Source organism: Yersinia mollaretii ATCC 43969 (genome assembly GCF_013282725.1).
Lineage (GTDB): Bacteria > Pseudomonadota > Gammaproteobacteria > Enterobacterales > Enterobacteriaceae > Yersinia > Yersinia mollaretii.
The window spans coordinates 133,213-153,231 of record NZ_CP054043.1; the positions used below are offsets into that span (position 1 = coordinate 133,213).

The following is a 20,019-nucleotide window of genomic DNA, read 5'->3' on the forward strand; positions in this document are numbered from 1 at the left end:
TTCGTTATAGTCGAATAAGGCGGGTTTGACTTATACCCAACATCATTGGCAAGAGAGCAAAGCCAAGTACACAGGGTATGGCCTGATAATTTCAGACATTAAGGAAGGTCGGCAATGCAATATCATCGTATCCCCCACAGTTCACTAGAAGTCAGCCTGCTGGGTTTGGGCACCATGACTTTTGGTGAGCAAAACAGTGAAGCCGATGCCCATGCTCAACTGGATTATGCCGTTGCAGCCGGTATTAACTTAATTGATACCGCAGAGATGTACCCCGTTCCCCCAAGGCCAGAGACCCAAGGGTTAACCGAGCAGTACATCGGCAACTGGATCAAAGCACGCGGTAGCCGAGATAAGATCATTTTAGCCAGCAAAGTCTCCGGGCCATCTCGAGGGAGCGATCAGCCGATCCGCCCCAATATGGCACTGGACCGGAAAAATATCCGCATCGCGCTGGAAGATAGCCTTAGACGGCTAAATACCGATTATCTCGATATTTATCAATTACATTGGCCGCAGCGGGACACCAACTGCTTTGGCAAGTTGAATTATCGCTACAGCGAACAGACCGCCGTTGTGACTCTGCTTGAGACACTGGAAGCGCTTAATGAGCAAGTGCGTGCGGGTAAAATCCGTTATATCGGTGTCTCGAATGAAACGCCGTGGGGGGTAATGCGTTATTTGCAACTGGCAGAGAAGCATGACTTACCGCGTATTGTTTCGATTCAGAACCCCTACAGCCTGCTAAACCGCAGCTTTGAGGTGGGTTTAGCCGAGATTAGCCAGCACGAAGGGATTGAGTTGCTGGCCTATTCCAGCCTCGCTTTCGGCACCCTCAGCGGCAAATACCTTAATGGCGCTAAACCTGCTGGCGCGCGCAATACCTTGTTCAGCCGTTTCACTCGTTATACCGGCCCACAATCTCAATTGGCGGTGGCTGAGTATGTGGCACTGGCAAAACGTCACGGTCTTGATCCGGCGCAGATGGCACTGGCTTTCGTTCGCCAACAGCCTTTCGTCGCCAGCACATTGTTAGGCGCAACCTCGCTGGAACAGCTGAAAAGTAATATTGATAGCCAGAATGTGGTGCTGAGTCAGGAAGTGCTGGAGGCATTGGAAGAGATTCACACGCGCTTCACCTTCCCTGCGCCTTAAATTCCTTCTTGTTCAAATAGCCAAAAGGCCGCATCTGCGGCCTTTCGTTAGTGATCAAATCACTCCACCGCTTTGCTGCGCAGTTGCCGCCACTGCCAACCCCAGAGCAGTGCGATAGCCAAAGCAAAGATCACACCGAAACCCACACCGACGGCGATCACTGGGACACCTAGTTTCACCACCACCGAGAACAGCCCGAGCATCAGCAGCATGGCGGTGTTCTCACCCAGATTTTGCACGGCAATGGCATTACCCGCACCGACACTCTGTTTACCGCGTTCCTGTAGCAACGCATTGAGTGGCACAACAAAGAATCCGCCCAAAATTCCGATGATAATCAACAGTAAATAGGCCATAGGCATACTGTGTTGCAGGGCAAAAATCGCCACCATCACCCCAATCAACACCCCAGCGGGTAAACAGCGCTTCACGGTTTTGAGGGTGACAAAGCGCGCGGCGGCCCCTGCCCCCACCACAATCCCTATCGCCACCATCGCATTGAGTAAAGTTGGGGTGGCGTTATCAGCAATCCCTAACGCGATGGGCACCCAGAGTACCAGCAGGAAGCGCAGCGTGACCCCTGCCCCCCAAAACAGGCTGGTTCCCGCCAGTGAGAAGCGGGTTTCACCATCACGCCATAGGAGGCGGCAAGCGGTAAAAAAGCTGCCGGTCATTGCCCGAGGCCGCCATGAACTGCCTGAGCGGGCCGCCGCTAAGCGCGGAATAAATAAATTGGCGACCACGGCAATGGCATACACCAGCGCACAGACACCTAAAGCCACCATCAAATGCCAGTCGGCCAGCACACCGCCCGCCACTGATCCGAGTAAAATGGCGGCGATGGTTGAGGCTTCCATCATGCCATTCGCTTTCACCAGTTGCTCGCCAGAAGTGATCTCACCCAAGATGCCATATTTAGCTGGTGAATAAGCCGCAGCGCCTACGCCCACCAGGCTGTAGCCCAAAAACGGATTAAAACCAAAGCAAATCACCAGTGCGCCCGCCAGCTTCAAGCCGTTTGCCACCATCATCACTCGCCCTTTGGCGAAACTGTCAGCAAACTGCCCGACAAAGGGGGCTAGAATGATATAGGTCGCGACGAAAGCCATTTGTAGGATGGGCTGGCTCCAGTCGGGGTATAACTGCTGCTTAATCAGTGCCAGAGTGGCAAAAAGCAGGGCATTATCGCCAAACGCCGAGAAAAACTGAGCGCAAAGAACCGCGACCATTCCCCGGGATAACAAAGGTTTATCGGCTATTATTTGCTGACTCATAGGCTCATCTCCGGGTCTTCCGCCATTTTGCTTAATGTCACAAAGTCAGGTTTGCCACTCCCCAGTAACGGCAAGGCATTCACCACCCGAATATCACGTGGCACGGCCAGTTCAGGCACGCCGCTTTCTCGTGCGGCTTTAATTAATTGCTCGCGGGTGATGTGGCTGTCGGTGGTAAACAGCACCAAGGCTTCACCTTTGGCACTGTCGGTTCTCGCCGCCGCCGCATGTTGCCCCTCTGGCGAAACGCGCAGCGCCAGTTGCTCCACACTCTCCAGTGAAACCATTTCGCCAGCCAATTTGGCAAAGCGCTTCACTCGACCACGAATAGCGCAGAAGCCCTGTACATCAATAGCCACAATGTCACCGGTGTCATACCAGCCCTCTTCGCGTTCGCCCTGCGCATTTTCAGCGGAGGGTTGTTCCAGCACGCCGGGGTTTTCTACCCGCAGGTAGCCGCGCATGATATTGGGGCCGCGCAGTTGCAAACGCCCCCCCTGCTCGATGCCCGGCACCTTAATCAATCGAGATTCCATCCCCGGTAGAATGCGGCCTACGGTGTTCACTTTCGCCGCCATCGGCACATTGATTGCCACGACGGGCGCGCATTCAGTCACGCCATAGCCTTCCAGAATGCGGATGCCGAATTTGTCCTGCCAAATCTGTTTGGTGCTATCGGCTAACTTTTCAGCCCCGGCCACCACATAGCGCAAGCGGGCAAAATCATAAGGATGCGCAAAGCGGGCATAATTACCAAGGAAGGTTGAGGTGCCAAACAGCACAGTGCAGTTGCGGTCATACACCAGTTCAGGGACCACGCGGTAATGCACCGGACTGGGGTAAAGAAAGACACGGCTGCCGGTCATCAGCGGAGTGAATAACCCAACCGTCAGACCAAAAGCATGGAACAGCGGCAGGCACGACATAAAACGATCACGGGGCGTAAAGTCCGCAATGGTGCGGATCTGCTCGACATTCGCCAACAAGCTGGCGTGGGTGTGCACCACCCCTTTCGGATTGCCTTCGGAACCGGAAGTAAACAAAATCAAGGCGCTGTCGTCTGCCTGTTGTGGCAGCATCGCCCGACGTGGGCAGCATAAGTGGAATAAAATCCATAACTTATCCGCTAGCGTCACGGTCTCTTTTAAGTCTTCCAGATAGACCCAGTTGGCTTCAGTGACCTGTTCCGGCAGATGTGTCAGCTTGCCTTTTTCCAAGAACTGGCGCGAAGTGACGATAGTTTTCAATGAGGCCGCAGTGATGGCACTCTTCAGCCCTTTAGCGCCCGAAGTGTAGTTCAGCAGCGCTGGAATGCGCCCGCGCACGGAGGCACCGAAAATCGCTGCCGCCGTGATAGTCGCGTTGGGCAGCAGCATACCCACATGCTCCCCTTGCGCGGTAAAACGTTGCAGAATGCGGCTGACGCCAAGGATTTTCTTCAGCAGCGTCAGGTAGCTATCCTCTTTAAAGCCGATATCTTCGATGCAGGGCTTAAAGCGCCCATAGCGAGTTTGTGCCGCCAGCAGCGCTTCAAACAGGGTTTCTCGTGGCACGATAGCCATGCGAGCCGCCATCATAATGGCATGTAAGCGCTCACCTGCCAGCACCCGGCGCTCACGGGCGCGCGGCGCTTGCGGCATCGGTAAGGTGGTAGCCGGTAAGACATAAATGCTGATTTTTGGGAACCAGCGGACTTTGAGTACACCCGCCAATCGGCCAAAGCGGCTAAATTCTGGGCCTTCCAAGCGGATAGGAATCACCGCCGCACCAGATTTAGCGGCAACAAATGCGGCTCCATCGTAGATTTTCATTAGTGAGCCGGTCACGGTAATGCGCCCTTCAGGAAAAATCACCACTGGCCTGCCCTGCTCGACCATCCTGACCAAGTGTTTGATTGCCATAGGCTTGGTCGGATCGAGGGCGACAAAATCCACGTAAGGTTTTAGCCAGCGCATAAACCAGCTCTCCGTGACACTGGAGTAGACCGCAAAAACCGGTTTGATCGGCAGAAATAGCGCTAACAAAATACCGTCGAGGAAAGAGACATGATTGGGCGTAATGATCAGTTTCTGATGTGTAAACTGGTCAGTTACCCCCTCAATGGTGACACGGAATAACCCACGAAAAAGAGTGCGCAGCAAGCGATAAACCATGACTGTCTCTCTATAAGCCAATGAATATGATAAAGAGAGAATACTATATTAGTGACGGATTTATCTGTAGGGAGAGACTGAAAGTGCGGGGAGGCGGGAAAATAAAAAAAAACCTACGCATCTGCGTAGGTCGGTGTAAATCAAAAACTGGCTTTTAACACACAGCGTATGTTGATTACTCACCAATTAATACCTCTGGGACAATCAGAGTATCCGTTTGTGTTGCCTCACAGCTAGTGAGCAATCGAAACATTTGCGTGCAAAGTGTAACCAGCAGTGAACATTGTCAGCAAGGCGAAAAGGTTTGTAATTCATTGCCGTAGAGCCACCCATTAATAGAGCGCGACCTCAACTAAACAACTCATCGCATTCGGTCCTTGGGTCAAGCGAGAGGTTCCGATATCCAATGTCAGGACATTGGGATTACCCGATTGCTCAACGTTATGCTGCTTGCCACCAAAACCGGGATCAAACCAAGCTCCGGTTGCCATCAGCACCACGCCACGGGTCACACCGTCAGTAATCCGCACCCCCGCCAGACAATTGCCCCGTAGATTGCTGACTTGCACCTGACTGCCCTCGGTAATCTCGCGGCTAGCCGCATCTTGTGGGTGCATATAGAGCGTTTCACGTCCGGCGGTTTTATTCCCCTGCGCCAATGGCGCGGGATCGAGTTGACTGTGCAGACGATCGGCGGGTTGGATTGAGATCAGATGCAGCGGCCACTGCTGCGCCTCGGGAGCCCCCAACCACTCCACTGGCGGTTTCCACTCAGCGTGCGGGGCAAAATCGGCATAGTGGTAACTGGCAATTTTCTCACTGAACAGCTCAATCTTGCCACTGGGTGTCTGAAGTGGATGCGCCTGTGGGTTCTCGCGGAAACGATCAAAGAATACGAACTCTTTCTGTGGTGCCGGAAGATCAACATGGCCTCGTTGCCAGAATGTCTCAAAATCGGGCCACTCAACGCCGTGCGGCTGTTGAGCCACACCACACTCTTGGTAGATATGCCGAATCCACGCCATCTCATCGCGACCTTCGGTAAAGTCGTCGCGATAGCCCAGCCGCTCAGCCAGATCGGCGAAGATATCAAAGTCGTTACGGGCCCGATGTTGTGGGGCAATCGCCTGATGCATCGCCAGTACATAGCGATCCCGCGACGATCCGCCAATATCATTACGCTCCAGCGAACTGGTCACGGGCAGCACAATATCCGCCATTTTCGCGGCGGGTGTCCACCAGATATCCTGCACAATCACCGTGTCCGGCTTTTGCCATCCCTCCACCAGTCGATTTAGCTGTTGATGATGGTGGAACGGATTGCCACCCGCCCAATGCACCAAATGGATATCGGGATAGGTGTGGGTTTCGCCCTGAAACTGATAAGGCTGCCCCGGTTGCAGCAGCATGTCACAAATCCGCGCCACCGGAATCGCCAGCCCAGAGGGATTTTTACCCACCGGCATCATTGGCCCTGGAGTGTCTATGCGCGGGTTACCGACCCCATTCATCGAGCCGTGACCAAATGAGAAGCCGCCACCGGGTAGCCCCACTTGCCCTAACATGGCTGATAACGCAATCACCATCCAGTAAGGTTGCTCGCCGCGATGGGCGCGCTGTACTGAATAGGAGCAGGTCATAAAGCTGCGCACACCAATCAGTTGCTGGGCTAATTGGCTAATTCTTGCCGCCGGAATGCCGGTAATCTCACTGGCCCACGCTGGCGTTTTCGCCACGCCGTCATTCACGCCACGGATATAATCCGCTAATGGCTCATAGCCCACGCAATGAGTGGCAAGGAAAGATTCATCCTGCCCATCAACGCGTTGAATTTCATAAGCCAACGCCAGCATCAGTGCCACATCAGTATTTGGGCGGATCGGTATCCACTCCGCGTTAACAAAAGCGGGGCAGTCGTCCCGCATTGGGCTGATGTTGATCACTGGGGTGCCTTTTTGCGCCAGTTTCTCCAGCCAAGGTTTCAGCGAGTGTTCCGCCGAACCGCCGGAGGAGACTTGGGCATTTTTCAGTGCCAGCCCACCAAAGGCGATAAACAGTTCGCAATGCTCGACTACACTCGGCCATGACGTCACCCTGCCGGTCAGCGGGCTAAAAGTCCCAATCACATAGGGCAGGAAAAACTGTGCCGACCCCCAACTGTAGTTGCCCAGTTGATCGACCCCCCCACCGCCACCGAAATAGAAACGCCGGACTAATGAGCGCGCATGATGTAAACGCCCGGCAGAAGACCAACCGTAAGAGCCGGTAAATAGCCCTGAAGGGCCATAACGATCACGGACCCGACGATTCTCTTCGGCCACTAAATCCAGAGCGACATCCCACTCCACCTCGACAAAATCTTCTCGCCCACGCAGGGTGCGATCACTTTTTTCTCTCTGCTGTAGCCATGAGCGCCGTATCGCGGGTTTGCGAATACGTTTGTCGGAATACACCATCGGCGTGATGGATTCCAATAACGGCGAAGGGTTTGAGTCATCGGCAAAGGGTTCGCAGCGGATCAACTTGCCATCTTCAACGACAGCAGTATAAGCGCCCCAGTGGGCAAGCTGGGGATAACGGATGATGGACATGGGTATCTCAGACGATTAAATAGAACATAAACGTAACATTCATCGGGCGAAAAAACCAAAGCACAATTTCAACTAAATAGATTCCTTTGGCACTAAGAGCTTATCCCAGTAGGCGTGATTGTTGCAGCCAGTTTGAACGCGGACAGCGCGGAAGATCCGGAGCGTACACGGAGTACGTGAGGATTCTGAGCACTGCCCAGGTTCAAAATGGCAAATAAAATAGCCCTAATGGGATAGGCACTAAGGAAAATGCAGACGATAGAGGCGTAATAAGGGTGCGCTAACGGCCAAAAGCAACAGCTAATCCGCCTAATTATCTTTTCTTTAGTTTTTTCTCACCAAGTTGCGATCATCCCCCCTTGCGGGCAAGGCGGTTTTCCGCAAAACTGGGTGATGTAAGCGATTACCCTGAAAATTTCTGGAAGAAAAATGGCCACTATTAAGGATGTTGCCAAGCTGGCGGGTGTTTCCGTCGCGACGGTATCTCGTGTTATCAATAATTCGCCTAAGGCCAGTGAGGCATCACGCGTGGCGGTATCTAGCGCCATGGAGCAGTTGCAGTACCACCCCAATGCCAATGCCCGTGCGCTGGCCCAACAATCCACCGAAACTGTCGGCATGATTGTTTCTGATGTGTCAGATCCCTTCTTTGGCTCCATGGTAAAAGCGGTAGAACAAGTGGCCTATGCCACTGGTAATTTCCTGCTAATTGGTAACGGTTACCATGATGCCGAGCGAGAGCGCCAAGCTATCGAGCAGCTAATTCGCCACCGTTGCGCCGCCTTGGTAGTTCACGCCAAAAAATTGTCCGATGAAGAATTGACCTCGTTAATGGAACAGATCCCCGGCATGGTGCTGATCAATCGCACGCTGCCCGGCTTCGAAACGCGCTGTGTGGCGTTAGATGATCGCTACGGCGCTTGGTTGGCGACTCGCCATCTGATTCAGCAGGGCCATAAACGGATAGCGATCATTTGCTCTAACCATCAGATTTCCGATGCCATTGACCGTCTGCAAGGCTATCTGGACGCCTTAAAAGAGTTTGATATCGCCGTCGATGACCGCTTGATCTCCTACGGCACGCCGGATGAGATTGGTGGTGAACAGGCAATGACCGACCTGCTTGGTCGTGGCAAACACTTCACCGCCGTCACCTGTTATAACGACTCCATGGCTGCTGGCGCGTTGTCGGTGCTCAGTGATAACAGCATCGAAGTGCCGCAAGAGATCTCACTGATCGGTTTTGACGATGTGTTGATCTCCCGCTATTTGCGACCACGGCTGACCACCATTCGTTACCCGGTAGTCGCGATGGCCACACAAGCGGCGGAGTTAGCACTGGCGCTAGCCAACCATACCCCGTTACCAGAGATCACCAATATGTTCAGCCCGACACTGGTGCGCCGCCACTCTGTCGCCAGCCCGCAAGCCGCGACAGAGGAGTGAAGCTGTGGGTGACCGCCGTTAAACCAACTCTAGCGCGATCAGCTCTTCGATGGTTTGCTTACGGCGGATTAAACGCGGCTGCCCTTGCTCAAACAGCACCTCCGGCAACAGTGGGCGGCTGTTGTAGTTGGATGACATCGACGCGCCATAAGCGCCGGTATCATGGAACACCAGATAGTCGCCAATTCGCGCCGCAGGCAGGGCGCGAGTCTCTAGCCCACCTCCCGCTTCCTGAGTAAAGACATCCCCTGACTCACAAAGCGGGCCACCGACCACTGTCTCAATCAGCGGCTCAGCAGTGAGTGAGCGCCCATCCGCAGGCAGCAGCGAAATATGGTGATAACTGCCATACATCGCGGGCCGCATCAAATCGTTAAAGCCCGCATCCACCAGCACATAGTGCCGGCTGCCCATCTCTTTCACCGCCCGAACCTGCGCGATTAACACACCGGACTCTGCCACGAGAAAGCGGCCCGGCTCAATTTCCAGACTGACCGGATGGCCCAAATGGGCGGCAATGCGCTCACGGGCGCTGTTCCATAGGCCATAGTAATGTTCGGTATCAATCTCATCATCGCCAACTTGATAAGGAATCGACAAACCGCCGCCCGCCGAAATCGCGCTGATATCCTGCCCCAGTGTGATCACCTGCTCAACCATGGCGTCACAGACCTGCTCCAGATGTTGGTAGTCGACACCCGAGCCAATGTGCATGTGAATCCCCACCAAGGTTAAGCCGTATTGCGCGATCTTCTCAATCGCCTGCGGCAAGTCTTGATACCAGATGCCATGCTTGCTGTTTTCACCGCCCGTGTTGGTTTTCTGGCTGTGACCATGACCAAAACCGGGATTGACCCGCAGCCAAACCGGGTGGCCCGGCGCGTGTTGCCCCAGTTGATCCAGCATATCAATTGAACCGGCATTGACCGGAATCCTTAACTCCGTCACCCGCAATAAGGTGGCCTGATCCAGCAGATCCGCAGTAAACACGATTTCAGCCGGCTCCTGCCCTGGCTGAAAACCGGCCACTAAGGCGCGCTCAATCTCACCCAAGGAGACGGAGTCCACTTTGACACCTTGCTCGCGCATCAAGCGCAGAATATGAATGTTCGAACAGGCTTTTTGCGCAAAACGGATCACATCAAAGTGGCGCAATTGATTGATACGCTGAGCAATAATATCGCCATCATAGGCCCACACAGGGCAGCCAAAGCGCTCAGGCAGTGCAATCAGGTTTTGGGCAGTCAGGGCCGAAGAGGTGTCGTTCAGTGCACGCGGCATAGGGCTTTCCTAATAATTGGGTCAATCAATATGTTGGGCGAGCATTGTTTGGTAAGCATAGCTGTCTCGCTGATACCTTATTATTAACAATCACGCACTTGTTATGAAAATATCTATTTAGCCTGAGTCTATTCATTTATGATATGGAATAGATGATGTTTTCGCCACCGCAGGAGCATGATAATGCCCGCTATTTCCCTACGACAAATCGAAATTTTTCATGGCGTTATGACCACGGGAAACTTGACGGAAGCGGCATCACTGCTCCAAACATCACAACCCACCGTCAGCCGCGAACTGGCCCGCTTTGAACAATTAGTCCAATTAAAACTCTTTGATCGCGTGCGGGGCCGCCTTTACCCCACAGTACAGGGCTTGCGGCTATTTGAAGAGGTGCAGCGCTCCTATTACGGCCTTGACCGCATCCGGCAAGCCGCCGAAGGGATTCGCCAATTCCGACAAGCACAACTGTCGATTGCCTGCCTGCCGGTCTTTTCACAATCACTGCTCCCCGCCGTGTGCAAACCCTTTATTGCCAGCTACCCGGAAGTGAGTCTGAGTGTGATCCCGCAGGAGTCCCCCCTATTGGAAGAGTGGCTTTCGGCCCAGCGCCATGACTTAGGGCTAACCGAAAATACTCAGACGCCAGCAGGTACACTGCGCCATGCACTGATGACGGTAAACGAAGTCTGTGTCTTGCCCAGTGACCATCCGTTGCGGGAAAAATCCGTGCTGACACCACAAGATTTCCAAGGCGAGAACTTTATCAGCCTGTCAGTCACCGACAGCTATCGCCAACTGCTGGATAATCTGTTTGCTGAACAAGGCATTCATCGCAGGCTGGTGCTGGAGACGCACAGCGCCGCGTCGGTTTGTGCCATGGTGCGTGAAGGGGTGGGTGTGTCAATCGTTAACCCATTGACCGCATTGGAATATTTCAGTAAAGGGGGCGATGAGGGGGTTTGTGTGCGGCCTTTTAGTGTCGAGATTCCCTTTACCATCAGCCTGATACAGCCGATACATCGGCCATCATCAACCTTGGTCGAGACCTTTATCGAGCACTTAAAACAGCAGGCAATCACCTTCCAGCAGCGGCTGGCAACAGTGATTGCCCAGTAATAGTCAACTTACGATCATTTAGCTAAGCGGCCTTCACCTTACCCGGCCGCGCACGGGAGAAGGTAAACAGGCACAACAGCAGTCCAATAACCGCCAGTCCCGCCGCCGCCAGCGGGACGGCTGTCAAACCTAGCCCACGCGCAATGACCATCCCCCCCACCCACGCGCCCAAAGCATTGCCAACATTAAACGCCGCAATATTCAACGTCGAGACCAGATTAGGCGCTTTCTTGCCATAGGCGACCACGTTGATTTGCAAGGCAGGCACCGCCGAGAATGCCGCCGCCGACCACAGAAACAGTGTCACTTCCGCCGCCAATAAGGAGTAGCTGGTCCAACTGAACAGGGCAGAAAATACCGCGATCAGTAAGAATGTCATCGTCAAACTGACGGATAAACGCCAGTCGGCCAGCCGACCCCCGACAATATTCCCCAGTGTCAGACCCACGCCCATCAGCAGTAATGTCCAACTGACCCCCTGTTCAGAAACTTGTGTCACGTCGGTCAAAATAGGTGCGATATAGGTAAAGAGGGCGAACATTGCCGCCGCAAAAAAGACCGTCATCAACAGAGAGAGCCAAATACCGCCCCCGCGTAACGCCGCAATCTCCTTGCGTAATTCGGTCGGTGCCTCCTCATGAGAAGAGGGTAATTTGCGGTAAAGCGCGGCCAGTGAGAATAAGCCGATAACCGAAACCACCCAGAATGTGGAGCGCCAGCCAAAAGTCTGCCCCAGCGCGGTGCCCAATGGCACGCCGAGCACATTGGCGAGTGTTAGGCCAGTAAACATCAACGCCACCGCCGAGGCCCGCCGATTTGGCGCGACCAGATTGGAGGCCACCACGGCACCAATACCAAAAAAAGCCCCGTGGCACAGCGCAGTAATCACCCTCGCCAGCATCAGGAAATCATAGCTGTAGGCCATAGCGCACATCAGATTACCGATGATAAAGATCACCATCAGCAGCAATAATGTCTTTTTACGCGGTAGCTTAGCCGTCAGAACCGCCATGATAGGTGCGCCAATCGCCACCCCCAGCGCATAACCACTGATTAACCAACCGGCGGTTGGAATCGAAATCTGTAAATCTCCCGCCACTTGAGGCAGCAGCCCCATAATGACAAATTCGGTGGTCCCAATAGCAAACGCACACAGTGCCAATGCCAACAGCGCTACAGGCATAATACAAGCTCCCAGTCAGACAATATCCACCCGTCATATAAGTAGCAGGCGAATCAAATTATTACCAGCAATGGTTATTACCGTTGCAACTTCAGTTCGGCAGGGGATGTGCGGCAAACCACGCCACCAGAAAATCGAGCATTGTTCTTAATGTGGCGGGCATTTGCCGCCGTGAAGTATAGATACCGTAAATACCCATAGCCTGCGGTTGATAATCAGGTAATAACTTTATCAGCTCGCCACGGGCAATATAGGGCGCAGCAGAGTAGCTGGGCTGCAAGGCGATACCCGCCCCTTCCAACGCCCCACTGAGTAAAACGACGGACTCATTGGCACTCAAATTCCCCCCCACGGCGACAGACGACTTCACGCCCTGCTGGTCAAAATGCCATAAACTTTTGCCGAAATAGGAGTAGGTCAGGCAGTTGTGTACCGCCAGATCAGGTGGGCCTTTGGGCGTTCCCTTAGCGGCTAAATAAGCTGGCGAGGCGCAGACCACGGAATGACAAATCGCCAGTGGCCGCGCTATCAGGTTCGGGTCTAGCTCATTGGTAATCCGTAACGCCAGATCAATACGTTCTTCGACTAAATTGACGGCGCGATTATTCATCTGTAAATCCACCGCGACCTGCGGGTGCTGGCGTAGATAGTCAGTGACGGCAATCACCAACGCGCTCTGCCCGAGGGACTGAGAACAACTGATGCGCAGTAAGCCACGCAGCTCGTTACTCTCCTGCCCCGCCACCGCATCCATATCCTGCGCAAACTCCAGCATCCGACGGCAGCGCTCAAGTGTCGCCTCGCCCGCATGAGTCAGACTCAACTTGCGGGTGGTCCGGTGCAGTAATCTCACCCCCGCCCACTGCTCCATCTGCGCCAGATAGCGTGTCACCATGGCGCGAGACATCTCCAATGCCTCAGCGGCAGCAATCATACTTCCCCGCTCAACAATCGCGACAAAGACCTCAGCAGCGGTGATTCTATCCATGATTAGCTCGATTTACGCAACAAACAATTGTCTATTATCGGGTTTTTCTATCGATATATGCAATCTATTATCTACCCCATACCCAGTCACCCTCAGGACAACTAACATGACTAACAAAACGCTATTACAAATGACCGTCGCCGGCATGGCTATTTTTGCTGCAATATCAACCGCTAACGCGGCTGAACCCCTGAAAATGGAAGTCTACAACCCCGGCGAAAAAAGTATCTTCCCGGTGTCGTCGGAAATTATCAGCGGTGAAACGGAAGTCGCCTTAATTGATACCCAATTCCAGCGCAATGACGCCGAAGTACTGGTGAAGAAGATCCAGCAAAGTGGCAAGAAGCTGACCACCATTTATATCAGTCAGGCCGATCCTGACTTCTATTTTGGCTTGGATGTGATTACTAAAGCCTTCCCACAAGCCAAAGTACTCGCGACACCACAAACTATCGAAGAGATCGAGGCCACTAAAGCGGGTAAAATAGCCTATTGGGGACCCATTCTGAAAGAGAATGCGCCGACTCAGGTGATTGTTCCACAGCTGTTGCAAGGCAAAAGTTTCACCATTGATGGGCACAAAATAGAAGTTGAGGGCTTAGACGGCCCATCACCGGAAAAAACGTTTGTCTGGATTCCCTCATTAAAAGCGGTTGTCGGTGGGGTCGCGGTCTCCGGTAATATCCATCTATGGGTTGCGGATAACCAAACCGCAGAATCACGCCAACATTGGCTGACCACATTGGAAAAAATTAAAGCGCTAAAACCGGTGACCGTCGTGCCGGGCCATTATCTGGGTAACGCACCACACACATTGGCATCAGTGACTTTTACTCAAAACTATTTAACCACGTTAAATACAGAGATTCCTAAGGCAAAAGATTCAGCGGAACTGATTTCGACGATGAAAAAACATTATCCCGAACTGAAAGATGGATCGAGCTTGGAATTAAGTGCCAAAGTGCTGAAGAACGAGATGAAGTGGCCTCAGTAGAAGCAACTAAAATTAATCGACGCTGAACTGTCATATCAGTCAATGTTATTGAGGAAGCCATAATGGCCGGTACAAAGTTACATTACATTTTCGATCCATTATGTGGCTGGTGCTATGGTGCCGCGCCATTAGCCCAAGCCGCACAAGATATTCCTAATCTGACGCTGGTATTACACGGTGGCGGTATGATGTCTGGGCCAAATCGTCGCCAGATTGATAGTCAGTGGCGCGGTTATGTGATGCCCCATGACCTACGTATTACCGAGTTAACCGGGCAAGTCTTTGGTGACGCCTATTTTAATCATTTACTGAATGATACTTCGGCCGTCATGGACTCCACGCCGCCCATTGCCGCCATTCTGGCAGCAGAAGCACTGGCTGGGCGCGGAGCCGATATGCTGCATCGCATTCAGCAAGCGCATTATGTTGAAGGCCGCCATATAGCAAACCCAGAAGTGTTGGCTGAACTCGCTACGGATATTGGCCTGAGCCGTGATCTGTTTATCGACGCATTCAGCACTGCTCAGGCAGCAACCACCCAGCATATTGCGGAAAGCCGTACTCTACTGACGAAAGTGCAGGGTCATGGTTTCCCGACATTTATCCTGCAAGACGAGCAGGGAAAGATGACGGTTCTCCCCGCCAGTGAGTATTACGGTAATCCATCAGCTTGGACCAAAATGCTGAAAAGCAGCATCACGTATTAAAAATTGACCGCGACCTGCTCATTACCTTGTTGAGCAGGTCGCGTCATGACAGGCAAACAGAAACGGGCCACGGATTGATTAAGCTGAAACGTCTGCTTTTGCAGTGCTTCGGAGGCCCGCGTTGATTGCTCAACTAACTCCGCATTCATCCTTGTGACTTCATTTATCACACCCACTTGCTGGGTGATATTTTCGATACCTTCGCTCTGATCGTGTGATGCAGCCGATATTTCTGCCATCAAATCCGTCACTTTTTTTACTGCATCTATGATTTCCATTAAATTATCACCAGAACGCGCGACAAGGCTGGAACCGGCGGATATTGAGCTAGAAGAGTTATGGATAAGCTGCTTAATATTCAGCGCAGAATTGCCACTTTTGTGCGCTAACATACCCACTTCTCGCGCAACAACAGAGAATCCCCGACCGTGCTCACCGGCATGTGCCGCTTCAATGGCAGCATTTAATGCCAAAATATGGGTTTGAAAAGCCACCGATTCAATCAACGTGATAATTTCGGTTATCTCCCTCGATCCGCTAGAGATATCAGCCATGGAACTCACCACACTCGACATCATCTCCCCCCCCTGACTGGCGATAGATTTTGTTTTATTTGCCAGATAATTAGCCTGATCGGCGCTGATCGAGTTCTCTTTTACACGGAGAGTGAGCTGATGCATACTCTGTGTCGTCGCGGCTAGCGATTGGGTCTGTGACTGTGTTTGCTCCGAAAGACGATGACTATCCACCGCAATTTGATTAATGCCCGTCAGAATCACTTCCGCACCTCCACGCACCTGACTGACAAGTGCCACCAATCCTTGCTGCATTTGGCAGATGCTTGCCGCCAGTTGGCGGACTTCTCGGCTGGTAAATGACTGATGTTCAATCGGGCGAGACAAATCTCCGGCAGCAATGACGTTAATATGTAAAATAAGGTTGTTGAGTGGCTTGATTATCCAGCGGGTAACCCCTAACCAGACGGAGAAAGCGAGGCACAGTAATAGCACTAAGGCAGCAATAACAGTTTGTTTTGCCGATGAGAGCGAAGATAATAATTGAGTATCCATTAATGTTCGCTTGTTCTCGCTCGCCTGCAAATAGTGATAATACTTCTCGGTAAAATCACTCTGAAAACCCTGAATAGGTACTTCAAAAAAAACATCTATATTATTGTTTTTTGATAACCCTTGCGCAATCTCGGCTAACCCTTGATACAACTGCTGATAACTCTCCTTTAATGCGATGAATTCCGGGCGATCATCATGGGCAGAGAGTCGCGAGAGTTGGCTATAGTTTTCCTGTGATTGTTGCATGGATTGCAGTGCTTCACTCAAAAGACTATTCCAGCTGCCTTCAGAACCTGTTTCTTTATCAACCATATAATAGATTCCAGCACGATTAAGCTTATCACTGGCAATTAATAGCTCCATCCTCGCACGATCCATTAATAGTTCCTGTTGATGGTTATAATTCGCACGTTCAACATTAACTTTCGTATTACCTGATATATAAGACAAATACCCTATTGAAAATAGCTGTAGTGTAGAGAAAAGAGTAATAACCACTATCAGGCCAGACAATATACCCAATCTTCCGTCAGTAAATAGCCCCAGACTTTTAACATTTGATGCAACTTTAATAACAAAATACCGAATGCGAGAGAACATTATTTTCACACTTAGCTATGGCTGATATAGCAATATTACCTATAAAGTATGACAAAGATATTTCAAAAACGATACAATGATTGCTTACAACATAGACATGTTATTATGGATAGCTAATAACACCCCCATATAAAATCACTTATTGATACGTGTTAATAAACGCAAGTTATTAACCGGATGCCCTTGGGGATGATCTATAAAAATAGTGTTTTCATTTAACTTATAGATAGATGGATTGTTTATTGTATAAGGTGTATTAAGGAAATCATTTAGATTATGGACGTCATTATCCACGATTGATGCAGACAGTATTTTCCCAGTTAAAATATTATTATCGACATCCACAATATCAAAAACAACTCTACGCTGGGCCTTTACATGGTGATTATCATCATAAACATCAACAAATGAATTGACCTCTCTATTCATGATACTGAGTCGTGAATAAACATGATAAGCACCGAGTTCATGGCTAAGAGTGCTGTTCATCTCCCAATATCCCTCTATATCTTTCATTGGGTGAATATAAGAGTACACTCGGCCAAAGACATATCCAAAGCACACACCTAAAAACAGAAAAAAACATACCGAGGCGACTATTTTTTTTCGCATAATAACTCTCCATTATTATATTTGCATATAATATACTCACCATCACTCCATTTTTTCAAAAAAATATAGGGTTCTTTCTGATATAAGGATAGAAAATCTTTATCTAAAACCTGATCTAAACCCACTAATATGGGTAAGGTTGTCACTTCATTAATTTTAATTTGATGAGAGTTTGAGGTTAATTCAAATGAAATAAAGAAACCAACAATCGAAACTATCAATCTGATAATTTTATAATGGAAACTTAACGACTTGGACACTAAAGAGGTAGATTTAGGCTTGACACTTACCATCGAATCATCTTGGGTGAGTATCAAATCTTGCAGGGAATTGGATGAAGTGAAATCAGGCTTAATACCAATACAGTATCCTTTTTTTGGAATTGTCGTGACTAACTCACGAGCTTTATCATCAAGCGCATGACGTAAATTACTAATAGTCTGTGTTAATGTATTATCAGTAACGTAGCTCTCACCCCATATTTCCCTCTCAATTTCCTCACGAGAAAGTGAGGAAGGATAATGGTGACACAATAAAGATAGCACCTCAGATTCTTTATTCCTTATTTTCACAACAGCTCCCCCTTTATTAATCGTTCTTTTTGAAGGAGTAAATATAATGTTGCCAATGATTATTTCATCCATTTTTTTGTACCCTACAGTTATCACTGATGAAGATAACAGAGATAGCACTAATAGAGTGTCATTAACAAACATGAATAAAATGAAAAACAATAGTTTTCAGGTAAAGTTGATAACTAGCGCAAAAATTAACACATTGAGATAAAAAGCTATAAATAAAAATAGGTTACTAACAAAAAAGAAATTAAACGATCCTTTATGACATCAAAAAAAATGATAAGAACAAAGAATGAATAATATCATTTAAAAAATCGATCCATAATTGATTTGTTTAAAATCACTGATTATAAGAAGATAAATCACTCCAGACAAAGCAATGTAGGGACCAAATGCAATATATTTTACTTTATTTTTTGATGTTTTATGAATAACAATATAAGCCATAATACCAAAACAAGAAGATAGCAAGATCAAGACAGGAATGGCGGACAAACCAAACCATGCTCCCAATGCAGACATTAATTTAAAATCGCCATATCCCATCCCCTCAATACCCCTAAAAAATTTCAGTAGCCAATAGGGTAACCATAAAAAAAGATAACCCACTACCGCACCAATGACGGCAAAAGGCAGAGAAGATAGCCCATTATTTATATTAAAAAGAAGTCCGCACCATAACAATGGAAATGTAATACAGTCAGGAAGAAGATAGCAATCAAGATCTATGAATGACAGTACAATAAGCGCCCAAACTAAAAATAGGCTGGCAATAGTAATATAATCACTTTTAATAGAGTAAATGACAGCCAATGTTAATATTGCTGTTAATAACTCCACGATTAAATAGCGGGGACTGATCCTTTGATGGCAACAATGCGTTACACCTCTTAAAAACAACCAGCTAAAAACAGGTATATTATGCTCAACCCGCAAAGGATTAAAACAGCCGGGACAAAATGATCTTGGGAATAAGAGGTTGATTTTACTCTTAAAAACATCCGACTCTTTATATTTTACTGAGTTTTTTGACACCATACCTGTCAGTATGATTGGCAGACGATAGATTATAACATTCAAAAAACTCCCAACACATAATCCAATGATGATGAAAAGAAATACATACCCTAACCTATACACATCCATCATGATTTATTTATATTCCTTTATATAAATTTGCAGGGTGTTATTTCTATCCTTTTAAAAAATGATAACACCCGCATATCTCATTCATAATCGAGTCAACATAGAAAATAACACTTGCGTGTGTTTTCCGCTAATACCCCAGAAACCGGTCACTCATCTTATTCGAAGCCATCGCCTTTAAGATCCCAGAGTCGAGCCTAAGACCATATCTGTTTATCGTTTTAACTATTCCGTCAGGTATGCCTGCACTTTTTAGGTGGGCTCTGAACTTATGTATTAATTGGTGATAATTATTGTCAGATATGCTTTTATGATTTTCGTACCATACCACTTTTATAATATCCTGCTTACGATTGACATCATTAAACAAGCACATGACCAATCTCTTTTGCTTTTCATTAATATCCACAGTGAGTTTCTTTGTATGGAAATGGATTTTGTTCATACAACAATCCAGTGATATCTCTTTCTCATAATCAATCACACCTTTCCCATTGATATCAATGAATTTACTACCCGAAACAACAGAGACTGTATCGACATACATAGATAAACCCTCAAACATATTCACTCAGTTAATAAAAACCAATCACACGTCAGATGTGATAAAGTAACGAGTGATTATTATTACTTTCACTTAATGAATAAAACAAATTAAATTATATATTTTAATTATATTTTACATAAGAAAACTTATTTACATAAACAATTATATATATAAGCATTGATATGTATAAGTAAACAAATTTAATGGTGGTTAATTAAAAATCGACAAGCTAAGAGTAATGTATTATTTAAGTGAATCACTTATATTGATAGTACAGCTAACATCAATATAATTTCCATCCGTGTTCTTAACATTCAAGATTCGTTTTATTCATCCATAAAAGCATAAGTCATCACCGGAGTTAAAATACAATAATGATAGAAAATTTCAAGGAAAATATCTTTTCATAGTCTCAGAGACATCATTCGCTAAAAAACACATTAATAACATTTATATGTACTATCTGTGCAGCAACCAATAAGTCACCATCGATTTTATATAGCTCATATCATCACTAATGAATTCACCTTTTACTCATTGGCATACGGTCAGGTTAATCTGTCGCGTTATTGTTA

16 protein-coding genes are annotated in these 20,019 nt (G+C 48.8%); 5 read left to right on the forward strand and 11 right to left on the reverse strand.

Features of this window, described 5'->3' with window-relative positions; all coding sequences use genetic code 11:
* Positions 1-114: 114 nt before the first annotated feature.
* On the forward strand, positions 115-1,155 hold the full coding sequence (locus tag HRD69_RS00605; protein WP_004874455.1) for an NADP(H)-dependent aldo-keto reductase: 1,041 nt from the start codon (positions 115-117) through the stop codon (positions 1,153-1,155).
* A 59-nt stretch (positions 1,156-1,214) separates the two neighbouring features.
* Here the strand turns inward: HRD69_RS00605 and lplT are convergent, their stop codons facing one another.
* The 3 genes from lplT to HRD69_RS00620 form a co-directional block, all read right to left on the reverse strand.
* Entirely contained in the window at positions 1,215-2,429 is a 1,215-nt protein-coding gene (gene lplT, locus HRD69_RS00610; protein WP_032813772.1) for a lysophospholipid transporter LplT, read from the reverse strand.
* Entirely contained in the window at positions 2,426-4,582 is a 2,157-nt protein-coding gene (gene aas / locus HRD69_RS00615; RefSeq protein ID WP_004874453.1) for a bifunctional acyl-ACP--phospholipid O-acyltransferase/long-chain-fatty-acid--ACP ligase, read from the reverse strand. The genes lplT and aas overlap by 4 nt, the downstream gene beginning before the upstream one ends.
* 332 nt (positions 4,583-4,914) lie before the next feature.
* Positions 4,915-7,173, reverse strand: a complete 2,259-nt coding sequence (locus tag HRD69_RS00620) for a molybdopterin guanine dinucleotide-containing S/N-oxide reductase (RefSeq protein WP_004874452.1) — start codon at positions 7,171-7,173, stop codon at positions 4,915-4,917.
* Positions 7,174-7,602: 429 nt separating this feature from the next.
* On the opposite strand from HRD69_RS00620, the gene galR reads away from it, so the two are divergent.
* Positions 7,603-8,619, forward strand: coding sequence for an HTH-type transcriptional regulator GalR (galR, locus tag HRD69_RS00625; RefSeq protein WP_004874451.1), 1,017 nt, complete (start codon positions 7,603-7,605; stop codon positions 8,617-8,619).
* A gap of 18 nt (positions 8,620-8,637) precedes the next feature.
* Here the strand turns inward: galR and lysA are convergent, their stop codons facing one another.
* Positions 8,638-9,900 (reverse strand): diaminopimelate decarboxylase, encoded by a 1,263-nt coding sequence (gene lysA, locus HRD69_RS00630; protein WP_004874450.1) that lies wholly within the window; start codon positions 9,898-9,900, stop codon positions 8,638-8,640.
* A gap of 183 nt (positions 9,901-10,083) precedes the next feature.
* Here lysA and HRD69_RS00635 point away from each other — a divergent pair, with 183 nt between their 5' ends.
* The gene (locus HRD69_RS00635) at positions 10,084-11,019 is read left to right on the forward strand and encodes a LysR family transcriptional regulator (protein ID WP_004874449.1); all 936 of its coding nucleotides are present in this window, start codon (positions 10,084-10,086) and stop codon (positions 11,017-11,019) included.
* Positions 11,020-11,041: 22 nt separating this feature from the next.
* Here HRD69_RS00635 and HRD69_RS00640 read toward each other — a convergent pair whose 3' ends face one another.
* Together HRD69_RS00640 and HRD69_RS00645 are read right to left on the reverse strand one after the other, a co-directional pair.
* Complete coding sequence (locus tag HRD69_RS00640; protein WP_004874448.1) at positions 11,042-12,202, reverse strand: MFS transporter; 1,161 nt, start codon at positions 12,200-12,202, stop codon at positions 11,042-11,044.
* Positions 12,203-12,293: 91 nt separating this feature from the next.
* Positions 12,294-13,190, reverse strand: a complete 897-nt coding sequence (locus tag HRD69_RS00645; RefSeq protein WP_004874447.1) for a LysR family transcriptional regulator — start codon at positions 13,188-13,190, stop codon at positions 12,294-12,296.
* A gap of 106 nt (positions 13,191-13,296) precedes the next feature.
* Between HRD69_RS00645 and HRD69_RS00650 the strand changes: the two genes are divergently transcribed.
* Positions 13,297-14,184 (forward strand): MBL fold metallo-hydrolase, encoded by an 888-nt coding sequence (locus HRD69_RS00650; RefSeq protein WP_004874446.1) that lies wholly within the window; start codon positions 13,297-13,299, stop codon positions 14,182-14,184.
* A 62-nt stretch (positions 14,185-14,246) separates the two neighbouring features.
* Positions 14,247-14,891 (forward strand): DsbA family protein, encoded by a 645-nt coding sequence (locus HRD69_RS00655; RefSeq protein WP_032813771.1) that lies wholly within the window; start codon positions 14,247-14,249, stop codon positions 14,889-14,891.
* On the opposite strand, the gene HRD69_RS00660 is transcribed toward HRD69_RS00655, so the two are convergent.
* The 5 genes from HRD69_RS00660 to HRD69_RS00680 all read right to left on the reverse strand — a co-directional run bounded on the left by HRD69_RS00660 (position 14,888) and on the right by HRD69_RS00680 (position 19,444).
* Positions 14,888-16,561, reverse strand: coding sequence for a methyl-accepting chemotaxis protein (locus HRD69_RS00660; protein ID WP_004874445.1), 1,674 nt, complete (start codon positions 16,559-16,561; stop codon positions 14,888-14,890). The genes HRD69_RS00655 and HRD69_RS00660 overlap by 4 nt on opposite strands.
* Before the next feature lie 135 nt (positions 16,562-16,696).
* Positions 16,697-17,173 (reverse strand): hypothetical protein, encoded by a 477-nt coding sequence (locus HRD69_RS00665; protein WP_032813769.1) that lies wholly within the window; start codon positions 17,171-17,173, stop codon positions 16,697-16,699.
* A complete protein-coding gene (locus HRD69_RS00670) occupies positions 17,158-17,817 on the reverse strand; it encodes a winged helix-turn-helix domain-containing protein (RefSeq protein ID WP_032813767.1) in 660 nt (219 codons plus the stop codon). Before HRD69_RS00670 ends, HRD69_RS00665 begins: the two co-directional genes overlap by 16 nt.
* 240 nt (positions 17,818-18,057) lie before the next feature.
* The gene (locus HRD69_RS00675) at positions 18,058-18,900 is read right to left on the reverse strand and encodes a prepilin peptidase (protein WP_004874442.1); all 843 of its coding nucleotides are present in this window, start codon (positions 18,898-18,900) and stop codon (positions 18,058-18,060) included.
* A gap of 127 nt (positions 18,901-19,027) precedes the next feature.
* Positions 19,028-19,444: a winged helix-turn-helix domain-containing protein gene (locus tag HRD69_RS00680; protein WP_032813823.1), complete on the reverse strand. Its 417-nt coding sequence runs from the start codon at positions 19,442-19,444 to the stop codon at positions 19,028-19,030.
* Between the last annotated feature and the right edge of the window lie 575 nt (positions 19,445-20,019).

Bases quoted from the DNA above. Each gene is read 5' to 3' on its own strand.
- HRD69_RS00605 (WP_004874455.1), top strand. From the start codon at position 115: ATGCAATATCATCGTATCCCCCACAGTTCACTAGAAGTCAGCCTGCTG.
- lplT (WP_032813772.1), bottom strand. From the start codon at position 2,429: ATGAGTCAGCAAATAATAGCCGATAAACCTTTGTTATCCCGGGGAATG.
- aas (WP_004874453.1), bottom strand. From the start codon at position 4,582: ATGGTTTATCGCTTGCTGCGCACTCTTTTTCGTGGGTTATTCCGTGTC.
- HRD69_RS00620 (WP_004874452.1), bottom strand. From the start codon at position 7,173: ATGTCCATCATCCGTTATCCCCAGCTTGCCCACTGGGGCGCTTATACT.
- galR (WP_004874451.1), top strand. From the start codon at position 7,603: ATGGCCACTATTAAGGATGTTGCCAAGCTGGCGGGTGTTTCCGTCGCG.
- lysA (WP_004874450.1), bottom strand. From the start codon at position 9,900: ATGCCGCGTGCACTGAACGACACCTCTTCGGCCCTGACTGCCCAAAAC.
- HRD69_RS00635 (WP_004874449.1), top strand. From the start codon at position 10,084: ATGCCCGCTATTTCCCTACGACAAATCGAAATTTTTCATGGCGTTATG.
- HRD69_RS00640 (WP_004874448.1), bottom strand. From the start codon at position 12,202: ATGCCTGTAGCGCTGTTGGCATTGGCACTGTGTGCGTTTGCTATTGGG.
- HRD69_RS00645 (WP_004874447.1), bottom strand. From the start codon at position 13,190: ATGGATAGAATCACCGCTGCTGAGGTCTTTGTCGCGATTGTTGAGCGG.
- HRD69_RS00650 (WP_004874446.1), top strand. From the start codon at position 13,297: ATGACTAACAAAACGCTATTACAAATGACCGTCGCCGGCATGGCTATT.
- HRD69_RS00655 (WP_032813771.1), top strand. From the start codon at position 14,247: ATGGCCGGTACAAAGTTACATTACATTTTCGATCCATTATGTGGCTGG.
- HRD69_RS00660 (WP_004874445.1), bottom strand. From the start codon at position 16,561: ATGTTCTCTCGCATTCGGTATTTTGTTATTAAAGTTGCATCAAATGTT.
- HRD69_RS00665 (WP_032813769.1), bottom strand. From the start codon at position 17,173: ATGCGAAAAAAAATAGTCGCCTCGGTATGTTTTTTTCTGTTTTTAGGT.
- HRD69_RS00670 (WP_032813767.1), bottom strand. From the start codon at position 17,817: ATGGATGAAATAATCATTGGCAACATTATATTTACTCCTTCAAAAAGA.
- HRD69_RS00675 (WP_004874442.1), bottom strand. From the start codon at position 18,900: ATGATGGATGTGTATAGGTTAGGGTATGTATTTCTTTTCATCATCATT.
- HRD69_RS00680 (WP_032813823.1), bottom strand. From the start codon at position 19,444: ATGTATGTCGATACAGTCTCTGTTGTTTCGGGTAGTAAATTCATTGAT.